At 39.0% G+C, this 19,965-nt stretch carries 15 protein-coding genes; 2 read left to right on the top strand and 13 right to left on the bottom strand.

Annotation, left to right across the window (positions count from 1 at the left end; genetic code table 11):
• Positions 1-46 precede the first annotated feature (46 nt).
• The 3 genes from selA to UABAM_RS11760 are packed head-to-tail and all read right to left on the bottom strand — an operon-like array spanning position 47 to position 4,226.
• A complete protein-coding gene (gene selA, locus UABAM_RS11770) occupies positions 47-1,402 on the bottom strand; it encodes an L-seryl-tRNA(Sec) selenium transferase (protein ID WP_173013262.1) in 1,356 nt (451 codons plus the stop codon).
• Entirely contained in the window at positions 1,395-2,126 is a 732-nt protein-coding gene (locus UABAM_RS11765; RefSeq protein WP_151968201.1) for a ribonuclease HI, read from the bottom strand. The genes selA and UABAM_RS11765 overlap by 8 nt, the downstream gene beginning before the upstream one ends.
• Positions 2,127-2,141: 15 nt before the next feature.
• Positions 2,142-4,226 (bottom strand): tetratricopeptide repeat protein, encoded by a 2,085-nt coding sequence (locus tag UABAM_RS11760; RefSeq protein ID WP_151968200.1) that lies wholly within the window; start codon positions 4,224-4,226, stop codon positions 2,142-2,144.
• A gap of 346 nt (positions 4,227-4,572) precedes the next feature.
• Between UABAM_RS11760 and UABAM_RS11755 the strand changes: the two genes are divergently transcribed.
• Positions 4,573-5,412, top strand: a complete 840-nt coding sequence (locus tag UABAM_RS11755) for an alpha/beta hydrolase (protein WP_151968199.1) — start codon at positions 4,573-4,575, stop codon at positions 5,410-5,412.
• Here the strand turns inward: UABAM_RS11755 and UABAM_RS11750 are convergent.
• The 8 genes from UABAM_RS11750 to UABAM_RS11715 form a co-directional block, all read right to left on the bottom strand.
• Positions 5,403-6,734, bottom strand: coding sequence for a protein kinase domain-containing protein (locus UABAM_RS11750; protein WP_151968198.1), 1,332 nt, complete (start codon positions 6,732-6,734; stop codon positions 5,403-5,405). The two genes, UABAM_RS11755 and UABAM_RS11750, sit on opposite strands and share 10 nt — an antisense overlap.
• Positions 6,735-6,943: 209 nt before the next feature.
• On the bottom strand, positions 6,944-7,924 hold the full coding sequence (locus tag UABAM_RS11745; RefSeq protein WP_173013261.1) for a PrsW family intramembrane metalloprotease: 981 nt from the start codon (positions 7,922-7,924) through the stop codon (positions 6,944-6,946).
• A gap of 232 nt (positions 7,925-8,156) precedes the next feature.
• Positions 8,157-8,426 (bottom strand): hypothetical protein, encoded by a 270-nt coding sequence (locus tag UABAM_RS11740; protein WP_151968196.1) that lies wholly within the window; start codon positions 8,424-8,426, stop codon positions 8,157-8,159.
• 3 nt (positions 8,427-8,429) lie between these two features.
• The gene (gene rseP / locus UABAM_RS11735; RefSeq protein WP_151968195.1) at positions 8,430-10,256 is read right to left on the bottom strand and encodes an RIP metalloprotease RseP; all 1,827 of its coding nucleotides are present in this window, start codon (positions 10,254-10,256) and stop codon (positions 8,430-8,432) included.
• 41 nt (positions 10,257-10,297) lie between these two features.
• Positions 10,298-11,224 (bottom strand): hypothetical protein, encoded by a 927-nt coding sequence (locus tag UABAM_RS11730; RefSeq protein WP_151968194.1) that lies wholly within the window; start codon positions 11,222-11,224, stop codon positions 10,298-10,300.
• A gap of 3 nt (positions 11,225-11,227) precedes the next feature.
• Positions 11,228-11,452 (bottom strand): (2Fe-2S)-binding protein, encoded by a 225-nt coding sequence (locus UABAM_RS11725; protein WP_229759423.1) that lies wholly within the window; start codon positions 11,450-11,452, stop codon positions 11,228-11,230.
• A complete protein-coding gene (gene iscB / locus UABAM_RS11720) occupies positions 11,452-12,852 on the bottom strand; it encodes an RNA-guided endonuclease IscB (RefSeq protein WP_151968192.1) in 1,401 nt (466 codons plus the stop codon). The genes UABAM_RS11725 and iscB overlap by 1 nt, the downstream gene beginning before the upstream one ends.
• A 299-nt stretch (positions 12,853-13,151) precedes the next feature.
• Positions 13,152-15,200 carry a serine/threonine protein kinase gene (locus UABAM_RS11715; protein WP_151968191.1) on the bottom strand — a complete coding sequence of 683 codons (2,049 nt, stop codon included), beginning with the start codon at positions 15,198-15,200 and terminating at the stop codon, positions 13,152-13,154.
• A 269-nt stretch (positions 15,201-15,469) separates the two neighbouring features.
• On the opposite strand from UABAM_RS11715, the gene UABAM_RS11710 reads away from it, so the two are divergent.
• Positions 15,470-16,816: a hypothetical protein gene (locus UABAM_RS11710; protein WP_151968190.1), complete on the top strand. Its 1,347-nt coding sequence runs from the start codon at positions 15,470-15,472 to the stop codon at positions 16,814-16,816.
• 38 nt (positions 16,817-16,854) lie between these two features.
• On the opposite strand, the gene UABAM_RS11705 is transcribed toward UABAM_RS11710, so the two are convergent.
• Both UABAM_RS11705 and UABAM_RS11700 read right to left on the bottom strand, forming a co-directional pair.
• Positions 16,855-18,267: a porin gene (locus tag UABAM_RS11705; RefSeq protein WP_151968189.1), complete on the bottom strand. Its 1,413-nt coding sequence runs from the start codon at positions 18,265-18,267 to the stop codon at positions 16,855-16,857.
• Between the two features lie 154 nt (positions 18,268-18,421).
• Positions 18,422-19,903 carry an ABC transporter permease gene (locus UABAM_RS11700; RefSeq protein ID WP_151968188.1) on the bottom strand — a complete coding sequence of 494 codons (1,482 nt, stop codon included), beginning with the start codon at positions 19,901-19,903 and terminating at the stop codon, positions 18,422-18,424.
• Positions 19,904-19,965 lie beyond the last annotated feature (62 nt).

Here is a 19,965-nt window from a genome sequence, read left to right as displayed (position 1 = left end):
TACACAAACGACGGATTTAAGAATCAAGTATATCAAAGCAAAAGCTCTACAAGCAAATGTATTTTTTGAGTATATCAATAACTTCGCTGTGTTCACCTTTTAGTAAAGACCTCGGGGCAACATATAATGTGTTGTTTTTTAAAACGGTGAATAGTGCCGGATCATTGAGCCTCAGTTTTTGAGCCAAAGAAGTTAATGAAAGTTGTGGGGAACGAATTGCTACCGCAAAAGATTCGATTTCCATCGCCGGTAGTGCCCCACTTCCTGCATAACCAGGAAATTGTTCTACATTAATTTCCCATTGCGATTGCCCGTGCAAGGCATTGGCTATTTGTTCCGAAATTTGTTGTGTTTCTTGTGCGGTTCTCGTTAGCATTTCGAATACAGGGTTTGTTTTGTGTACATTTGTTTGATAGTTATACAGCGCTTGTTGCAAGATAAATGTTGTAAATTTGTCTACGCGCAACGCACGAAGTAAAGGGTTTTTGCGTATACCTTGGATAAATTTCTGTTTTCCAACGATAATACCCGCCTGACATCCGCCTAAAAGTTTATCTCCTGAAAAGGTAATCAGGTCTACACCGCAACGGATACTATTTTTTACTGTTAATTCACTTTTCAATATAGGCACAGAAAAGTCGTTTAAGAGTCCCGATCCAGCATCCTCGATTAGAGCGATGTTGTGTTTTTTTGCTAGCTTAGAAAGCTCGTCAAGTCCTGGTTCGTGACAAAATCCAACAATTTTGTAATTACTGGTATGTACATGCAAAATCGCTGCGGTATTTTCATTAATGGCATTTTCGTAATCACGAATATATGTTTTGTTTGTACACCCTACAATTCGGAGTTTTGCGCCGCTTTGTTCTATTACCTCCGGAATACGAAAACTACCGCCTATTTCAACAAGTTGTCCACTACTCACAATAACTTCTTTATTTTTTGCAACGGTGGATATTGCAATAAGCACTGCCGCAGCGTTATTATTTACAATGGAAGCATCCTCAGCACCTGTGAGGCTTTTTAATATTGTGCGCAAGTGATCGTCGCGATGTGATCTCGTACCACTGGTACAGTCAATTTCTAAATTGATATATCCACGCAAATCACTATGTAGTTTGTCTAAAATATCTTGCGAAATAGGTGCACGTCCTAAGCCTGTGTGTAGTATAATTCCGGTGGCATTGATACAACGACGTAAGCTCTTTACTTGAGATGCAATAATGTGGCAAATTTCTTGAGCGATGTCTTCATACACAACGTTATGTGTTTCAATATTGCGGCGTAATTTTTGTAGGTAGTCGCGAATTACTTGCACTTTTATTTCACGGGATACTTGTATTGTACGAATGTTGGTATCTTCAAGTAAGCGACTTACTGATGGAATCTGTTTGTATTTATCCATTGTTTGCATTTTCGATAGCAGACACTGCTAGTCGATCTGCTTTTTCGTTGCCAGCAATACCAGAGTGCCCTGCGACTTTTACTAATTTAAGGTGTTTAAAATTCGACATTAATTGTTGAATTGATTCGATCAACTCTTTATTTTTTTTTGCCTTGTAGGCACCATTTAAAACAGAAAGAGAGTATTGCGAGTCGCTAAATATTGTAACGGGATATTCGTTACTCTTTAGAGACTCTAACGCTTTTTTAATTGCCGTTAGCTCTGCGATGTTATTTGTTGCATGTCCAATGTATTCACTAATTTCTTTTTGGTGTTTACCAAAACGAAAATATATACCAATGCCTGCTGGACCAGGATTTCCTGTACAGGCGCCATCTGTATATATTTCTATTTGCGAAGAGGTAGGATTTTGCTGCACAGATGTATTTGTTGGTGTATCTTGTTTTACATTGGAATGTTGTTTTTCACTATTCTTTTGTGTATTAGAATTTTCTTGTGTACTAGAATTTTCTTGTGTACTAGAATTTTCTTGTGTACTAGCATTTTCTTGTGTACTAGAATTTTCTAATTCTTCAATATCTGCTAAACGAGCATTGTAAATTTTGTCGTCGTCAACGCCTCGATATTTTATTTGCGCAAGGTTATTTTCTATCACGATTTGGCCTTGCGCGTCAACGAGAACATATACTTTACACTTTTTAAATTTTTTGCGCACCCACGGCATTTTTTATTCCAAAATCTAGTTTGCACACAAATTTTGTAAAATTTCTTGTGCTTCCTGTGTTTCTTTTTCCATCCCTAGGGATTGGTATATTTCAATGGCTTCGTTGATGCTTTTTTGTGATGCGTCTTTTTGGTCGCTCTGGGCTTGAACTATTGATATGGCGATTAATGTGGACGCCAGCTCTACTTTTTCGTCTAATTGTGAAAGCATTTCGACGTTGGCGAGGTAACATTCAATGGCGTTTTCGAACTCACCTTGCATTGTGTAAACGCGCGCAAGGTTACCATGTGTACGTATTAGATTCATTACATCACCAAGAGCCACAAATATCTCTACGGAACGCGAAAAATATTCTTCGGCCAAGCCACATTCTTTACGACAAGTATTTATATAGCCCAAGTTGTTATATATCGCTGCCAAATGTTGCCAGTCGCCCATTTTTTCGTAACTTTCAAGAGCGCCTTCGTAATATTTTACGGACTCATCATAATTTTCTAATTTTGCACAAATATGTCCCAAATTGCAGTTGACAAACACCGATGATAAAATATCTTTTTGCGCTTGGTAAATCTCGTAAGAGGTCTGGTAATGGTCATATGCACGTTTGTAATCGAGCGCACTCATTGCAATTAGACCTAGGTGTTGGTGAACCTCTTCTAGAGAAGAATGGCAGTAGAACTCATTGCCAATGCGTAGTGCTTCGTTTAAGTTTGTCGTCGCTTGTTCCCAATCCTGATTTTTGATCAAAGATGCGCTCAAATTGAGAAGTGTTTGTACCATTTCGCTGTATTGATACTTTTTCTTTTTGGCTTCTAAGCTTTCGTTGTAGTAGCGTTGTGCCAATTCGTAATCTTCATCAATATCGCAAATTCTCGCTAGCTTATCTGTTACCGACGATATTCCACTTATGTTTTCTAACATATTGTAAATAGAAAGAGCTTCGCCATAATGTTGTAAGGCGCGATCTGTTGCTCCTGCATTCCAGTAAGTGTCGGCAAGCATCATATTTTCTTTTGCAAGTTGATACTCTTGGTTTGCGCGGTTCCATAGCGCAATAGCTTCATTGTGGTTATGGATTGATTTTTCCAAATGCCCTTGTTCGAAATAAATGGAGCCTTTAAGGCGATGTACTCTTGCGAGTCCTGCAGAGTTCCCTTCGCTTTGGTAACTACTCATCGCATATTCCAAAACTTGCAATGCATGTGAACGACTAATCACTTCGTTGAGTAGTGCTCCTGCAAATTCAAGGAGATCAGGGTCGGCGTTTTTCGCCTCTAACCATTTGTCCAGTGCTGCGGTATCTATATTATCGACAGTTTCTTGGACATGTTGTAGGTCGAATACCTCTGCCAAAACATCTGGAGAGTATGGAATCAGTTGGACATTACCTAACTGCTTCAAGTGCTCCAGGGCCATGGATTTTTCTGTATACATCCAATAAATGGTTTTCTGAGGATATTTTTTCGCAAGTTGTACCATCAAACCATATGTTTTTTTCCAGCAAAAGTCATCAGGGTGCAGTCCTAAAAGGAGTACTGCTTTGGCATTTTCGTTTTTGGTAATAAAGTGATAGACTTTTTCTAAGTTAGGAGAAGCTCCTTGGAGTTTGTGGCTTTCTTGTTCTAAAGTCGCCACCAATGAATCTTCATTTTCTATACATCCGTTTAAATACGATACATACGGAATATTTGTATCTGCGTGTTGTTCGAAAGGGATGTCGTGGTATTCTTGTTGTAATGCAAGAGCTAATCTATTGTCTATATCTGCAGTACCAAGCGCTAGAAGTTTTTGGTTGGCTACGATTTGTGCGATGGTTTGGTAGTATGGATCCGCTTTTTCGTATTTAAAACTTTGTAGAGGTGTAAATACTTCATCGGCAAAATACTCGTAAAATACTCGGTAAAAGGCCTCTGTTGTTAAACCTCGTTCCCTTACCTCTGGAAGATAAAGTTCTAAAACATCCCAGCTATTTTGCAAAGTAGATAAAAATTTTTCTACAAAACTTGTATGAGGAGAGGGGTTTTTTACACTGGAGCCTACTAGTAGGACCAACTCTTTATTTTGAGAGAATTCTTTTAATTGTTTTATATGTCTAGCCATAGTAATAAGATCATTCCAAAAATTTTGAGATACACCGTAATTATTATGCCTTGTATTTAAATGGCAGTATTATATATGGTAAATTATAGCAACTGCATAGAATCTTTCAAAGGAAAAAGCAATGGGAGGATTTTTTTTTTGACAACAAACATTCCCTTTGTTAGAGTTGCTAAAAACCATTTTTACAAACTACAATTTTTTGCAAATTTCGCCTGCTATAAACTAAACCATTATGTAGTACATATTCGATAAACGACAATCTGTCGAGAGTTTGAACTTTTTCTGGTTTGCCTTATAGAGCTAAAATAACAATTCCAATAACTATTGTTTAGAGAGTTTTATAGGAATGAGTAACCAAAGTGTACTTAACTGCGAAGGATTTTTCCCCTCCGAAAATAGATGGCTATTCTATCGCTATTGGCAACAGTCTAATGCCAAAGCCGATATCATCGGTATTCATGGTGCGTTAGATCATGGAGGCCGTTATAAAAAAATCGGCGATTTTTTCGCACAAAACGGCTACAACTTTTACATCTTTGACCTAACGGGTTATGGACGTTCCGAAGGAAAAAGAGGTTTTATCAACCAAGTAGAAGACTATATTGTCGATGTGGGAAATTTTTATGCCTTTCTTCGTGAATTTAAGGGAATGAAAAACCCTTTTGTTTTAGGACACAACATGGGAGCCCTTCTTGCAGTTCTTTTTACTCATCTTAACAAATGTTATGTCAAAGGAAATATTCTTTGTAGTCCCCTCCTTCACATGAAGAACCAACCTTCTGTTTGGAAAAAGACCATGGCCAAGTTTTCGAACGTAGCATTACCTAAATTTGCCGTGGACTATAAAATGGAAATAGAGAATATGAGCAATGATCCGAATATTGGTCATGAATACTCTCTTGATCCTTTTATCCATGAAAAGGTAACCGCAAGATGGCTTTGTGAATTATACAAAACGATGAAAATGGTACAATCTAAAAAGCACATGGTTCAGATTCCCACCCTCATTATGCAGGGAGACAATGATAAAGTCGCAGATGTCGCGGCAACCAAAAGTTTTTTTGCCGGTTTGCGTTGTAAAAAAGAATTTTTTCTTGTGCGTCATGCGAAACACGAAATTTTACACGAAATGGCTGGGGAAAAAATTATGGGAAAAATGTTTTCTTGGATTGATGATCATTCATAAAGTGCGCAAGTAGTTAAGTCGGGTACATGTAATTGTCTATCTATCTCTCGTAAGCCTGGGAATACTTGAACCAATGTATTCACCAGTCGATACACTTTAACGCGCTCAACAAGAGGTGCCGTACAAATATCGTGTAATTCGAAAAGTGTCTCAATAAAAAAGTCGCGAATTTCAACGTCCGAACGATTGCGGCTCATCAATTCAATTTTCCGCATGAGTAATTTTGCTGCCATAAACCTTCCCGAAGAAAACATTTCTTTTTTGTGCTTTCTTTTTGTTGTTAGGGGAGGATCATCTTGCTCTGTACTATTTGAACCCAGTAGATAACGGATTTGCTCAATATCCAAATTTTGTTTTTGTAGAGGATCGTTGTTTTTGTACAGGCGATTGATATAACGTTGACACCAACTTTTGTACTTTCCTAAAATATTATTTTCATTAAATAAATACTTAATTTTGAAAAATATATCAGGGGTAGAAAATGTCGTGATAGAAGACATGGAAAATAAATTGCGACCCGTCAAACAACGCATCAAAATAAGCCCCAGTCCCCAAACATCTGTTTTTTGACACACCTTACTTAAGTTGTAATACACATAAGGCCGACCATATTCATCTTCATGTATTGATATAAGTTCTGGAGGTAGCCAGATCGGAGTGCCGTGAAGACGTCCAGATATTCTTTCTATTTCGACTTCGTCAATTTCGCTATTACTACGTGCCGTACCATAATCCGTAATAATAGGTGTTTCCCCATAAAACATGATATTTTCGGGTTTGATATCGTTGTGCACAATGTGATGAGAAGTGATGTGTTTTAACCCCAGTGTAATCAAATAAAACAACTTCAGGGCATTGATCGGATCCATGGGCTCGTTTTGTGAAAAAGAGGGAAATACATCGCATATGGGTTTGTATATGTGGGTCAAGTAACAAGGAATACGTTCTTCTCCCCAAAAGAAAAAAAACGGTAGTATTTTGGGAATGTATTTCGAACCACTTCTTTGCAATGTGTTAAGCTTTTGAATTTCATTATTTATGTAATTGCGCGTAATTTCTAATGGGTCGCGTGGAATTTTCAGTGCGAAATGTTGGGTGGGTTGATTAATGTAGCATACTCTATAGACCTCTCCATATCCACCTTTCCCCAGAAGTTCTTCGATGCGAATAGTGTGGTCGGAGCCATCACTTGAGTTCGCCAAGATACGATTCTGGTTAATGTACTTTCCTTGGAGAATATGTTCGAAATTTTGTCGATCATGTATGTCAAAGTGATTTTTCTTGGCAGTTAGATTTATCGATCTGTGTTGTAATCTCGTCATGATTTCTAATCTTAGAAGTTAATTTTACATAGAGTATAATATAAAATTCGTGTATTTATGAAATTCATTGTGCAAAATACGACGAAGAAACGACAAAGAAGCTATATATTTATTATACATCCCTTTGTTTTTTTTTCAAATAAAAACAACTGCCAGAGAAACAATTGGATTAGATTCAGGAACGATTTACTATCGTTCCTGAAGTAAAATTAAATATCAGAAGGTACGCCTAAGCCTTTAAAGTAGTTATTGTTGTCGCGAACTTCTTTCCAGTTGTTTTTGATTACAAGCCAGAATATATATAAGCCGGTCATGACAATAATGCTGTTGACGATGATAGAGTTATTACCAATGGCAATACAGAAATAGTTAAAAGCTCCGTGGATGATGGCGGCTAGAAAATAACCTTTTATAAAATCACCAATGTCGGGCATACCTTTTACTTGTTTTGCTTGTGCCAAGACCAATGCGATTGTGGTGGTAAATACAGCATGACCTAACGCGCATAGCGAAGCACGTATGGCAATCATTGTGGCAACACTACCTAATAGTTCGTTTGCTTTTGCTCCCGCTTGCATGAACTGGTAGTAGTAAAATAAGTTTTCTACGGCAGCAAAACCAAGACCTACTGCAAATCCATAAACAATTGCATCTAGTGTATCGTTGTACTCTGGATGTTTTGACAGGCGGTATACTCCAATTCCTTTTGCGAGTTCCTCTGTGACACCCGCAAGACAGATGGAAATAACCATGCTACCAAAAATACCAGCAGTAAACGCATTGAGATATAGTGCAATGACCGTTGAAACGGCACCCCAAACAAATGCTCCGGCAACATACAACTTTGGTTCAGGTTCATATTTATCGAGTAAGTAAACGATCATTAAATAAACAATGGGGCAGCCGAAAGCTACGAATAGGTACGATGGCTTTGCCGAGGTTAAAGCGATGGCATGTGGCAAAAAGTACGCTACGGCGAGAAAAGTAACTAGCAAAAAGAAAATCTTTGCAGCAAAGCCACCGAGTATTTCGTAAGATGGCGCTTCTCCTTGTTCTACGTCTAAAGAAGAAATTTTTTTGCGATATTTTTTTGTTGTTTGGGTATATTGTTCGTCGTCGATTAGATTTTTTTGCTTAGCTAATTTAAGTAATTGCAAAGTTCTAATAAACTTAGAACGCAATAATCGCATTTTCTCTTTTGTCATTGTAAGGTAGCGAGATCAAGAAAACTCGCATCTCCTTTCTCAAATAAAAGGTGTGGCTTATGTTCGGAGTGGACAAAAATATCTACACCGAAAATGCAGGTGTACATATTTGTATCCACTCATTAAGACATGTTTAAAATTACAGTCTAAATACTCTTGACAGTATACAGAAAACTACCACAAACCTACAATGAAATTTTTGTGCGTTAAAGCACCATTAGTATTTTACAATATCACTGAGTAAGCTAATAGAAATCATTTCCGCTTTTACAATATTTACTGACTTTCGATTTATTTTTATGCCGTATTTGGCGGCTTCCATTACATATATTTCTTTGGTTTTGCTGAAATCGTTTTGATCATGAACATCCACGTCGGTCATTGTTAGGAAAAAGTCTCCAATTTTTTGTAGGTTTCCAATAAACAGATAGGAAGATTTCGTGTCAATGATGACTTGTTCATTGAGAAAAACCTCTAATTCTTGCATTTATCAGCCTCCAAAAACACGTTGTATATCATTTGCGGTGACGTAAATAATGAGAAACAACAAAAATAAAAATCCCATGTGATTTATCCACACCAGTGTTCTTGGCGCTAGTGGTTTTCCGTTTATTTTCTCTGCTGCCGTTAGTAGTAAATGTCCACCATCGAGAACGGGAATTGGTAGTAAGTTAATAATCGCCAAATTAATACTTACCAAAGCTAGAAAGTAGATAAATCTTCCCATTCCCAATTCTAAGTATGTGTGTGAGGCTGCGAATATGGTGACCGGGCCACCTAATGTTTTGGAAGAAACTTTACGACTAAATAAACCTTTGAGCATTAAAAATATGTGTTTGGCCATATTTTTGGTGTGAATCCAACCGAGGCGGCATGAATCTAAAAAACTCGATGATTGAATCGTTGTGAGCTCATGTGTTAATTGTAGTACGGGAATATCGACTTTTTTTGCCTCCAGGGTCGCCGTGTATTCTTTGCCGTTACGCTCATAGGTAACGCTAAGTGGTTGACCTTTAGATTGTTGCACAGCATTGTATATATCGGTCCAGCTTTCGAGTTTGACATCATTCATTTTTATGATCTTATCACCCATTTGTAAGACTTTACGCGCAGGGTATGATTCCATAACTTGACCAATATATAAATCAGAAACAAAATATATCTTATCTATAAATTCGCGTGCGTTTTGCACGGTAAAGGCAATGGTAACTTCCTTGCCATCGCGTACAATTGTGAATTGTCGTTGTTCCTTAGATGTTTCCAGTTCTTTTTCTAAGATTTCGTTATTTAGTATGTGTTTGCCGTCGACTTTTAGAAATTCATCACCGATTTGAAATGGTAGTTTGTGATCAAGCTTTAAATTTCCTATTTTGAGAAGTCGCGAACGAATACCAATGCGGTGAACGGTGTATTGCTGAGGAGTTATGGTGATGACCTTCTCTTCGTTACCACGTTTGACTGTAATCGCCAGATCGCTGTTTTCCATTTGCGAAATGACACGTTCTACTTCATAACCATCATTGACCTCTATTTGTTCGCGTTCACTTTCTGATAAACTCCCATTCGCGACTCGTATGATCGTGTCTCCGGTACGAAAACCGGCTTGATATGCCAGTGTCTCTTCTTTGACTTTCATTGTCGTCTGCATTGGTGGGTAGATTCCGATTGTGGAAACGCCTCGCACCTCATCGTATTTAGGTAAAACTTTTATTTCTTGTACTTCACCGTCACGTTGTATTTTTAGAATGGCTCCTTTGGGACTGCTAAAGGCAACTTCTACAAATAGATCGCTAAAACTATATATTTTGTTTCCGTTGACCTCTAGTACGATATCGTCTTTTTGTAAGCCGGCTTGCCATGCGGGACTACCATTTTGTACAAGTCCTACCTTTGGTACTAGGAATTTGGAACCTATCTGGAAAGCAAGAGCCATACCCACAAAACCAAAAAGCGCGTTCATCACTACTCCCGCAATAAGGATACGTGCACGCTGCCCTGTGGTTTTTGAAAAAAATTCATCGGATCTTCCGCGGACATTTTCAGGTAAATCTCCGGCCATTTTTACATAACCGCCCAAAGGAATTAAATTGATTCTATAGTCGGTTTCTCCCCATTTTTTCGAGAAAATGGCATTACCGAAACCTAGGGCAAAAGCTTCGACTCTTACACCTTCGTATTTTGCGACGACGAAGTGCCCTAATTCGTGAATGAAAATAAGAAAACCAATTCCACCAATAACCAGAACCCAGTTGAGAACCCCCTGTACAATACTCAAAAGTCCCGCGGCCAAAAATATCATAAAAATGTTGAAAAACATGATCTACCTCATTTCGTAATTTATCGGTACGTCTCTGTGCGTTAGTATTTTTTCTTGATTCTTCGCGTCGATGTAATTTGCGATATTATCTCTTCATTGTTCGAACGCTCTTTTTTGAGCTTGTCAAGATGTTCGTCATAACGATTTTCGTCCATAATGTCGTTTATTTGTAAACGATCATACCTCATGTTATCCAGAGGAGATTCTTTGCGATTTTTTTCTATTTTGGCGGTTAAGCTCTCGGGCTTATTTTCCGACCGGTCCGTTTCCCATTTTAACTGAGTAATTTCAACGTTAAACCCGTAGTTTTGGAAAAAGTGCAACGAGTGATTGAGCTTTTTCTGTAGTTTTCGTTGCACAATTAGATTTTCTAGTACTTCTTCGCTATCATGCGAGCCTATAATACCATCGAAGCCTATGCTGGTTAGATACATGTCAAAAATTTCATTGATTTCGCAAACATGAATGATTTCCTGACGACGCAACCAATTCTCGACGAGAAACATCATTTTTTCCCGGTTTATGGAGACTTTTATTTTGAAAGTTACGGATAGATTATGATTATCGTTGCTTACTAAATCTTCTGCCATGTACTCCCAGTGAATTGTCTTTGTGGAGATAAATGCGATACTATGTTTCGATGCTAGCGGTGCTTGGGCATTTAGCCATGCCGCAAATCTCATGCGGCTACTACGAAAACTATCCACGATTTTGGTTCTTTCAAACGTGATAGCATCTGTTTCCTCAGGTAAAGAAATTTCTTCCGTGTGGTCTTCTAGTTTTGTGAGTAGTAAAGTGCGTATATCTTCGAGTAATTTTAGCTGTTCTTCATTCTTTTTGTCGTCGAGTTTTTTTGGCTCTGGTAAAACAGCCACGAGAACGTCTTTGACATCTAGCGGATAGACATCCGTTTGATAAAATCGATCGAGTTGTTGCCGCGCAATTGTTTGCCAATTTAGTGTGACCATGAACTATTCCTTTTTTGTCCAACATTCTTCAATTAAATCTTCGATGTCGGGGCGACATCCACCGCAGCCTTCGCAGGCCGAGCAATGCATTTGAACGGCTTCTACCGTGCGACATTTGTGTTTTTTGATAATATCTACTATTTCTTTCGTGGGAATGCGAAAACAATAACACGTTAGGCTTTCTATAATTTGTACAGTCCCTTTTTTCTTTTTGCTAAAAAATTTCATCAATTTGTGGCGAGGATACCCCGACTTCTATAAGTTGGGGAGGAATCGCCACTCGGACGCGAATGCGCGAAGCATGAGCACGATGGCTTTTTCAATCTCGCATCTCCTTTCTGGAAATAAAAATATCCATCAACTTGTTGTATCAAGTGACAATAACGATAAGAAATACCTTGTACTGTAGAATTATTCGTTTTGATATTGAAATATCCGTTAGATCTTACGGCAACACGACCAACATAAACACCCTTTTTCTTACCTTTTGTCACAACGGCTTTTACGATGTCACCCGTTTGAAAGCCTTTTGCCCTTTTTTGACTTTTCGCTGTTGTACGAGGGAATCCAAATTGATCCACGCGACACATTTGCCTACTGCCCCTACCTTGAGACCTAATACCCAAAGGTATTAGGTCTTGAGAAATAGTTACATTCTCTCCACTCTCTCCTGCACAGGCAGCATCAATCCAGTGTTGTTTGTTGAATCCGTTGTGTCGACGATTTGCTTTTGTTTTTCCTCCACTTGCAAACCCTACATCTATACCGAGTTTCTTTAACTGGTTGCCGATGACGTAGCGTGTTGTGTTGATACTTGCAGCATCTCGCAGTGTTTTTTTACTATAAGACACAATTTTCTGTAATCTTTTGTTGTCTTTGTTTAAAAAATCGTGGATATCACTATTACCTTTGTTTTCGTTGCACTTACGACAACTAATGGTTAGATTAGATACACGGTTACTTCCGCCTTTACTTCGTGGATGAATGTGATCTATCTCCAATGCAACATTTTTTGCATCGCAATAGACGCATTGATGATTCCATTTGTAAAGTAGGTATTCGCGAATTTCGTAGCCAAACAGTGTTCCTTGTTGATACTCGACACCTGAAATCTCAGGATTTTGTAGCTTCTGGGTATCAAAACGATTTGTTTCTACACACAAGTTGTCAATTGGTGTATAAGCGAGTAGTTTTTTCGTCCAATTAAAGATGTTATCTACTTTTGATTTTAAAGAAGGTGCAATCCATCCTTTTTTTCTTGTACGATTACAGAATCTTGGTGGGCGATATCGTGTTTTACGATTGCGACGACTACGGCGAATTGCACGCCTTTTGCTTAGCAAATCGACTATTTTTTCGCCGCGATGCTCTAGTTCTGCTGCCCAAGTAACGACTGTACCTTTTTGAAAAAATACGACAAGAGCTATTCCAGTAATTTTACTTCCCGGATCAAACTTGAGTTGCACCTTCTGCAAGTCTCCCTCTGTTCTTTTTTGGAGAATGATGGTAAAGGGTTCTTGTCTGTAGACACTTGCTTTTCTTTCTTTTAACAATTGTCGCGCCCTTGCCGGAGAGCATGGCATTAGAGGTTTTCTATTTTTACTGAGTACAAACACTCTTCTTTGCATCAAAGCTATCTTTCTTTGTAAAGTACCAAATTATTTTGGTTTCTCGGTTTAGAACCGGTAAAGGTCTCCTCGCTAATGTTATGAAACGGTTTTGTATGTTAGCAGCACTGGCTTAACCCACTACACCTGTTTAACTACTAACCGTAGAGTCTGGAGCTGGAGAAGCACCCCAGAGTACCTATATTTTCGTTTCTAACGCTTATCAAGCTTGTTACACTTGATATAAGCTGGTCAACAACTGAGCTTACAAGCTCCCACTTCAAGTACCGCTAGGTACTAAGTGGGGGTAGTTGATCGCGTTACCTATTTTTTTCAATATCGCGTAGTTGCTGTAAACAACTGCGAAACCATAATTCGTGTTCGGCGTTTTGGTGTTTTGTGGCTATTTCTAGATTTAAAGTGTATATGCGTTGTAAGATTGATTTTACTTGTTTGGAGTTGCCAATAAGTATTTGGGCGTTTTTCGCTTTGTTAAAGGCATGTATGATATTATTGTAATTTGTTTTTACCTCTACGTTTTCGAGGTTTTTTGTATAGAGGTTTAGATACTGTTGTGCTTTGGCAACCAGAAGACAAGCTGTTTCGTTGAGCGCTTCATTACTCTGTTTTTGCATATCGTTTTGTTGAATTTTTTGCGCAACGTCTTTTGCCAGAATAAAATTATGTTTTTCTAGTAACATATGTGTTTCTTGCAGTAAATTTCTGTCTTTGTCGTGTTGCATAGACTCTCTTATGTTCCACATGACGATGCCAAAAACGATCAGTATAAGCAAAAAAGACGGAATGAGCTTGTTTAGTGCAATGCTAGAGTTTTTCCAAACTTTAAATAAATCTGAGTTTAATTTTGCTTTGATATTTTCGCCAAACAAGTAACGATTGATGTCTTCCGCCATTTCTTTTGCACTACTATAGCGATGTTCGAGTTCTTTTGACATAGCTTTCAGGCTGATGACCTCTATGTCGGGGGGGAGATAAGGATTAATGCGTGAAGGCTTTTTTGGCTCTTTGGAAATTACATCGGCAATAACAAGACCAAAAGATTCGCCGGCAAAAGGGGGTTGCCCGGTTACCATTTCATATAGTATGGCTCCAAGAGAGTAAATATCACTACGAGCATCAATGGTGTTTTTTCCACAGGCTTGTTCGGGAGACATATAGGCCGGAGTACCTATTGTTTTTCCACTCTGTGTAATAAAAACGCTGTCGGCATTGAGTGCTTTGGCAAGACCAAAATCGGTTAATCGTGGTTTACCGTTTTTGTCAATCATGATGTTTCCCGGTTTTACATCGCGATGTATCACATTTTTGGAGTGCGCATAATCTAAAGCCAAGGCCACATCGTAAATGATTTTTAGAATCTCGCGATACGCGAGTTGATTTTCTTTTAGATAAAGTGATAAAGGTTGACCTTCTACATAATCCATCGTGAAGTAATTTACCCCATCGATGACGTCGGCATCGTATATATTGACGATATTGGGGTGTTGCAAACTGGCAGCAAGACGCGCTTCGCGTTGAAAACGCTGCGTCTCTTCTACGGAAGGACATTCCCATTGGCGTAAAACTTTTAGAGCAACTGTACGCTTTAATTGATCATCCCAAGCTTTATAGACGACCCCCATTCCTCCGCGGGCAATCTCACTAATGATATTGTAGGAGCCAAAGTTTTTGGGAATAGAGGTTTCGATGAGTTGTAGTTTACCCTCGCTGGAGGCAATACGCGTCATTTTGTCTTCGAAAATAATCGTATCGAGATCTTTTTTCTCTAGCTTTAACTCGATTTCTTTTTGCACTTTGATAAAACGATTCCCCGAAATAAATCGGTTGCTGACCATGATTTGTCCCAGTTTCTTTTTCTTCATGGCCTTAGATGATTTCATCTCAAGGCACTTATTGATCGTTTCCAGTGAACAATAACCTTGGGATAAGACAATACGCGCAAAAAGTATGTCGCGCTTGGCTTCGTCGGGGAGCAAGTACGGATTAACTTGGCGCTGGGTTTTTGCGGACTGTGAAGGAAAGGCTTTGTGAATCGACAATAGAAAATTTTGTAAATTTTCGTGAACGTCGCAGGGGATTAAATTTTTCTCACTAAGTGATTGCAATATGTTATCTGCAGGATTTTGCTCCATCTCTTTTCGGATTGTATCTATGATTTTGGGGGGAACGCATTGCGTGGATTCAAGTATGGAAACCAATGCGTATCCTGAAATAGCCGGCACAATAACAAACCTTTCACAAAGTAGTCGATAGTTTGATTTATTGTATATGCGAAATCGCGAAAAGTCAAGTACAGAGCTTGAAATCGTAATCGTCACCGTAGCCGTAGCCGTAGCCGTAATCGTCACCGTGACCGTGACCCTGACTGTGGCTAGAGGTTTTGTAGGCTATTTTGATTTAGAGCTACGGCAAACGGCTAAGATTTTATCAAGACGTGTTGTTTCTATGCTTTGTAAAATGCTATAATTTTTCGACTACGACTACGACTACGACTACGATTACGACTACGGCTACGATTACGGCTACGATTACGGCTACGATTACGGTTAGGGTCAGGGTCACGGTCACGGTGACAGTCACGATTACGGTGAGGGTCTCTTTCTTTTTCGAGGTGAATATGAAGAAGTGTATTATCTGTATCTTGTTGGGAGTATTGATATTTACCAACGTCTCTGTTGCAGAAAGGTCATTGAAGCGCGCTTTAGAAAAGAAGGATATTTCTAAGGTGCAAAGAGAGTGGCGTAAGGTAAATCGCAAAATAAAATTATACAGCGGCGAGGCAAAATACAAAGAGGGGATTGCCTACATAACTACCGTTCTCGAACTTCTGAAAAATTACTCGATAAACGAAACAAAGCAAATGCAGGAGTTCGTGAAACCTGGTGAAACGCGCACATTTGAATATCAACTCGATATTATCCCACCGCTACGAAATTCTTGTCGGCAACAGATTGCTGAATTTTACATGTTGCTCAGTGACTACGAACAATCTGTGTCGTGGGCAAAAAAACAAGAATCGTATTATGGCGACAGTGAGACTTTTGTCAAAGATAGAGAAGAACGAAGAAGAGATACCTTAAGATATCTAGAAAAAGAGGCCAAAAAGCATGGGCACCACGAAGGGGCTGTTCTCTATGCGCAGGCTGCGGCAAAGTATTCGCAAATATGGGAGGAACGACGCCTCAATAAAAAGCGGTTATACAAAGAACAAACGAACTGGAAAAAGTACACTATTTTTGCGGCGATGATCCTTGTTGCTTTGCTCATGTTTTATTGGCTTTTTCGGGACTCATTTGGCGGTACGCATAAACCAATACCTCGGTATGCCTGGAGAGTCATCGAGGTAAAACTAGTGGAATATGTGGTTGATAAGCACATAAAAATAAAGTCTAACGATGGTTTTCATGTTTTATCTTACATATTTTTTATGACGTTGATGATCGGATTGCTCATTTTTGTGATGGTAATTATGTTGCAACATATTTTACAAAATCTACATGGGAATCAGTGGTTGTGGTATTTATTTCTAATTCCATTCATGGTCTCCGTTGCTATTTTCTGCCTAACCACGATTATATGGGCATTTTTGGGATGGCAAAAACGAATGGTGGTGGTGGATATCCCGACGAAAAAGATCTCTTTTTATACAAAGGACGCTCCTTATCACCTTTCGGTAAATGACATCAGAAGTTGTAAAGTAGAAGAAGAATTTTTATTTGAAGACCAGGGCATTGGTATTCGTTGGGTGGTAAAAGCCTATGCGGTGAATGGAGATACTCTATATCTCGATGTCATTGTCGACTATCGGAAAATTAAGACGCACATTGACATGTGGAAAAGTGTCTTTGATGGCAAACTCAGATACGACAAAAATATTTATGACATGGATTATAAGACATTTGTGAAGAATAATTTCAAAAAGCAGTTACCTGCCATTTTGTCTTTATTCAAGAGGAAATTCTAAAGTAAAAAACGAGCCAATTATTTGGCCCGTTTTGTGAACTAAAAAGTAACTTGCAAACGCATGGCTAAAATGTGCGCATCGACAAAGTCGGCAGCATCTAGGTTTCTCAGTATCGAATAGATATAGTTGACTTGTACGCGTATGAATGGATTGATATACCAGTTGACACCTAAGGTAATGTCATCCATGCGCCTTCCGCGAACTGTGTCGTCGTTGAGGTCTATTCTTGAGTAGCGTACGGCAAGTTCTATGGCTCCCGTTGCATTTTCTTCGTCCAGAAAGCTGTTAAACGGCGAAACACCGCCAAATGTTGCGGCTTTTTTGAGATAGGGACGATATTCTCCGGTTAAAAGGTAACTTGCGAAAACATAAAATGCCCATACGTTTTCCTTGTCATTGCCGTCAATATCAAATACAGCAACCATCGCTTCACTTTGCAGCGAAAAGGAACTCATCACGGCGGCCCACTCAAAACTAAACAATTGTACATCGTTGACGTTTTCAATGACCCCCGTATCCACAAACTGTGGTCCGTTGTCTATTTCTGGTCGGGCATTGAATTGCACTCGATTGTCTAGTGGACTGCGATAGCTATAGCCAGCACCAAGGTGCATCAAGTATTTTCCTTGCTCTTCGTATATGGGAAGGCCGGTGACGCGGAAAGTCCCGGCGTACGAACCACCGTCTTCGACGCGCGGTGGATCATCATCCTCTACTTCGCGAAAAATTCCCGCGGCAAAGGTGAGTCTCTCATCGAATACGCGCCCCATGTATTGCGCACCCAATTGAAAACCAGGAGTTAAGTCTACTAAACTGGCGCGGTCCATAAACGTGAGAAATGGTAGTCCCTGCACAGCTTCTAAACTGATGAATTCGCGAAAAAAACCTACCTGTAATGTACCGTTAAATGGTAGTCCTTTCATTCCAAAAAACACATTGCGAAAGGCAATTTCGTTGTCGATAGCTAGGTCAGGTTGAAAAACAAAAAAGTAGCGCCCAATTTCACCAGTGATTGTCGGACGAAATGAACGAAAGTCGGCAAAGTCTTCCGCTCGATCTATTTGTTCGGTAATCGCAGCGTCTTCGTGTATAAAACCTATATCTAGTTGCGCGAAACCACCAAAAGTGATTTTTATTTCCTTATTGATACTTCGCAGAACAAGTTTGTTATCCCAAAAAACCTCGAAGTCATCGTCTGATTTTTCTTGTTCTTCTAATGCACGGATGACTTCATCGTATTGCCCTACTTTTTTTTCCAATGAGTCGATTTTTTCGGCTTGTTGGTCGTACTCTTTGCCCGTCGGTGAGTTTTTCTGCTCTAATTGTTCTTCCAAAGTTTCGACGCGGTTTTTTAGCGCCTTGATTTCTTCACGCAATTGCTGTATTTCGCTTTGTTCTTGGCTCCATAAAATGTTTATGCACGCTATTATAATCAAAATTCGATATAGCATTTGTCTTCCTAATAAGAAGTTTCGTTGTATCTATTTTGTGAATTTATCATGTAGTCGTTTCGGGGGTGATTATCAAAATTGGTTTGGTTTTGTAAATCAACAGTCATTCATCTTAAGGTATATAGATGTTGTTAACGGATAAATCACCTATATTCTATAGTATATTTTTACGATTTGTGGTCAAGATTTTATTTTGTGAATTGTAGGCAAATATAATCGCCACTATGCAGAAAATAACGACCAAAAACCATAAACTCGCCGCGCTCAAATCGGCACGGGCTCCGTTGTGTATTAAGGTTAAAATGCGAATAGCCAGGGTGGTAGTACCGGGGGCTATGACCAATGTGGAAATAATGGTTTCGCCCATACAAAAAATGAAAATTATTGCGCCGCAAAATGCCATTTGACGTTTACAGATGGGGAGTACCACGCGGAAAAAGGTTTGCCATGTACTGTGGCCGTCTATCGCTGACAATATTTCCCAGCGAGGGGTAATTTGCGATATGGTAAAATACATAAACATTATTCCCACGGGGAGGAATTTTGCGGTAAGTGCCCAAACAAGAACAACAGAGGTGTCTTGACAAAAGTAAAAAAAATCGCCTACGATGGGCAAAGAACTCAGGAAACTCACTATACGCACCGTCGCAATTCCTGCGATAGGACCAGGAATAAAAGCCAACCATAACAGTGCACCTACTGTGTAAGTGACGAAAAAAGATTTTGGTACTCTTTTTATGTACCATGCCAAAGGGGTTGCTAGAACGACAATCATCGTTGTCGAAAGTGTACAAATGTATAGCGAGTGAACAATTTCGCTGTCTATGGCTTGAAATACTGTGTAAAATTTTTCGAAAGATTGGGTGATGTAAATAAGAATGGGAAGCGCTAACCAATAGCAGCATAGTATTACAAAAGTAATGCTCACAAATAATAGTTTCCATTTACCTAAATGATATAAAAACTTGTGTTGTGTTGTGTGAAACATTGCTGGGCGTAACGATTTTATGGCGGCAATGAAAAATGCGAGTAGTACAAAACCGGGGATGCATAGTGAAAGAGCTAATTGTGGTTGGTAATAAATATTAAATAGCAGATAAATTTTTTGTGTTAATGTATTTTGAAATCCCAAAACGTCGGTGACTTTTACGTCGGCAAAAATTAAAAAAAATAAGCATGAGAATAGCAGCAGTAGGTTTTTTTTTATTAACGGGAGTAAGACACTCAGAAATACAAATATAGGAGAGCGATACGTTGTTGCTTCGATTTCGATTTTCTCATCGATGTTGTGTAACATAACACCACAGCAGATTGTCGCAAGGGGGGCGTAGGCCCAGGCGCTGATCCATATACAACCGTAAATGTTATATAACGAAAAATTAGGTAGTATGGTTTGCAAATAGGGGGTGAGTATTCCACTGCGCCCAAAAAAACCTATCCACGCGGATATTTGAATATGCGACGGGATAGCTATGGCAACCACTGCGATGTATTTTGCCAGCTTTCTTCCGGGAAAATGCACACGAAACAACATATATCCCATGAAAATACCTATTAGTAGGGCAAATAGTGCGCTTGCCGCGCAATAAATAAAGGTATTTGTTAGCAAAAGAGGAATATTATCATATACAGGCATTTCCTGCCCCGTGTATAAAATTTGACTGAATATAAATAAATACGGGGCTAGGAAAAGTGTGA

It is taken from the genome of Candidatus Uabimicrobium amorphum (assembly GCF_009002475.1).
Classification (GTDB): domain Bacteria; phylum Planctomycetota; class Uabimicrobiia; order Uabimicrobiales; family Uabimicrobiaceae; genus Uabimicrobium; species Uabimicrobium amorphum.
The sequence above is the reverse complement of the archived record's forward strand: the minus strand, read 5'-3'. Positions and strand labels throughout refer to the sequence as shown.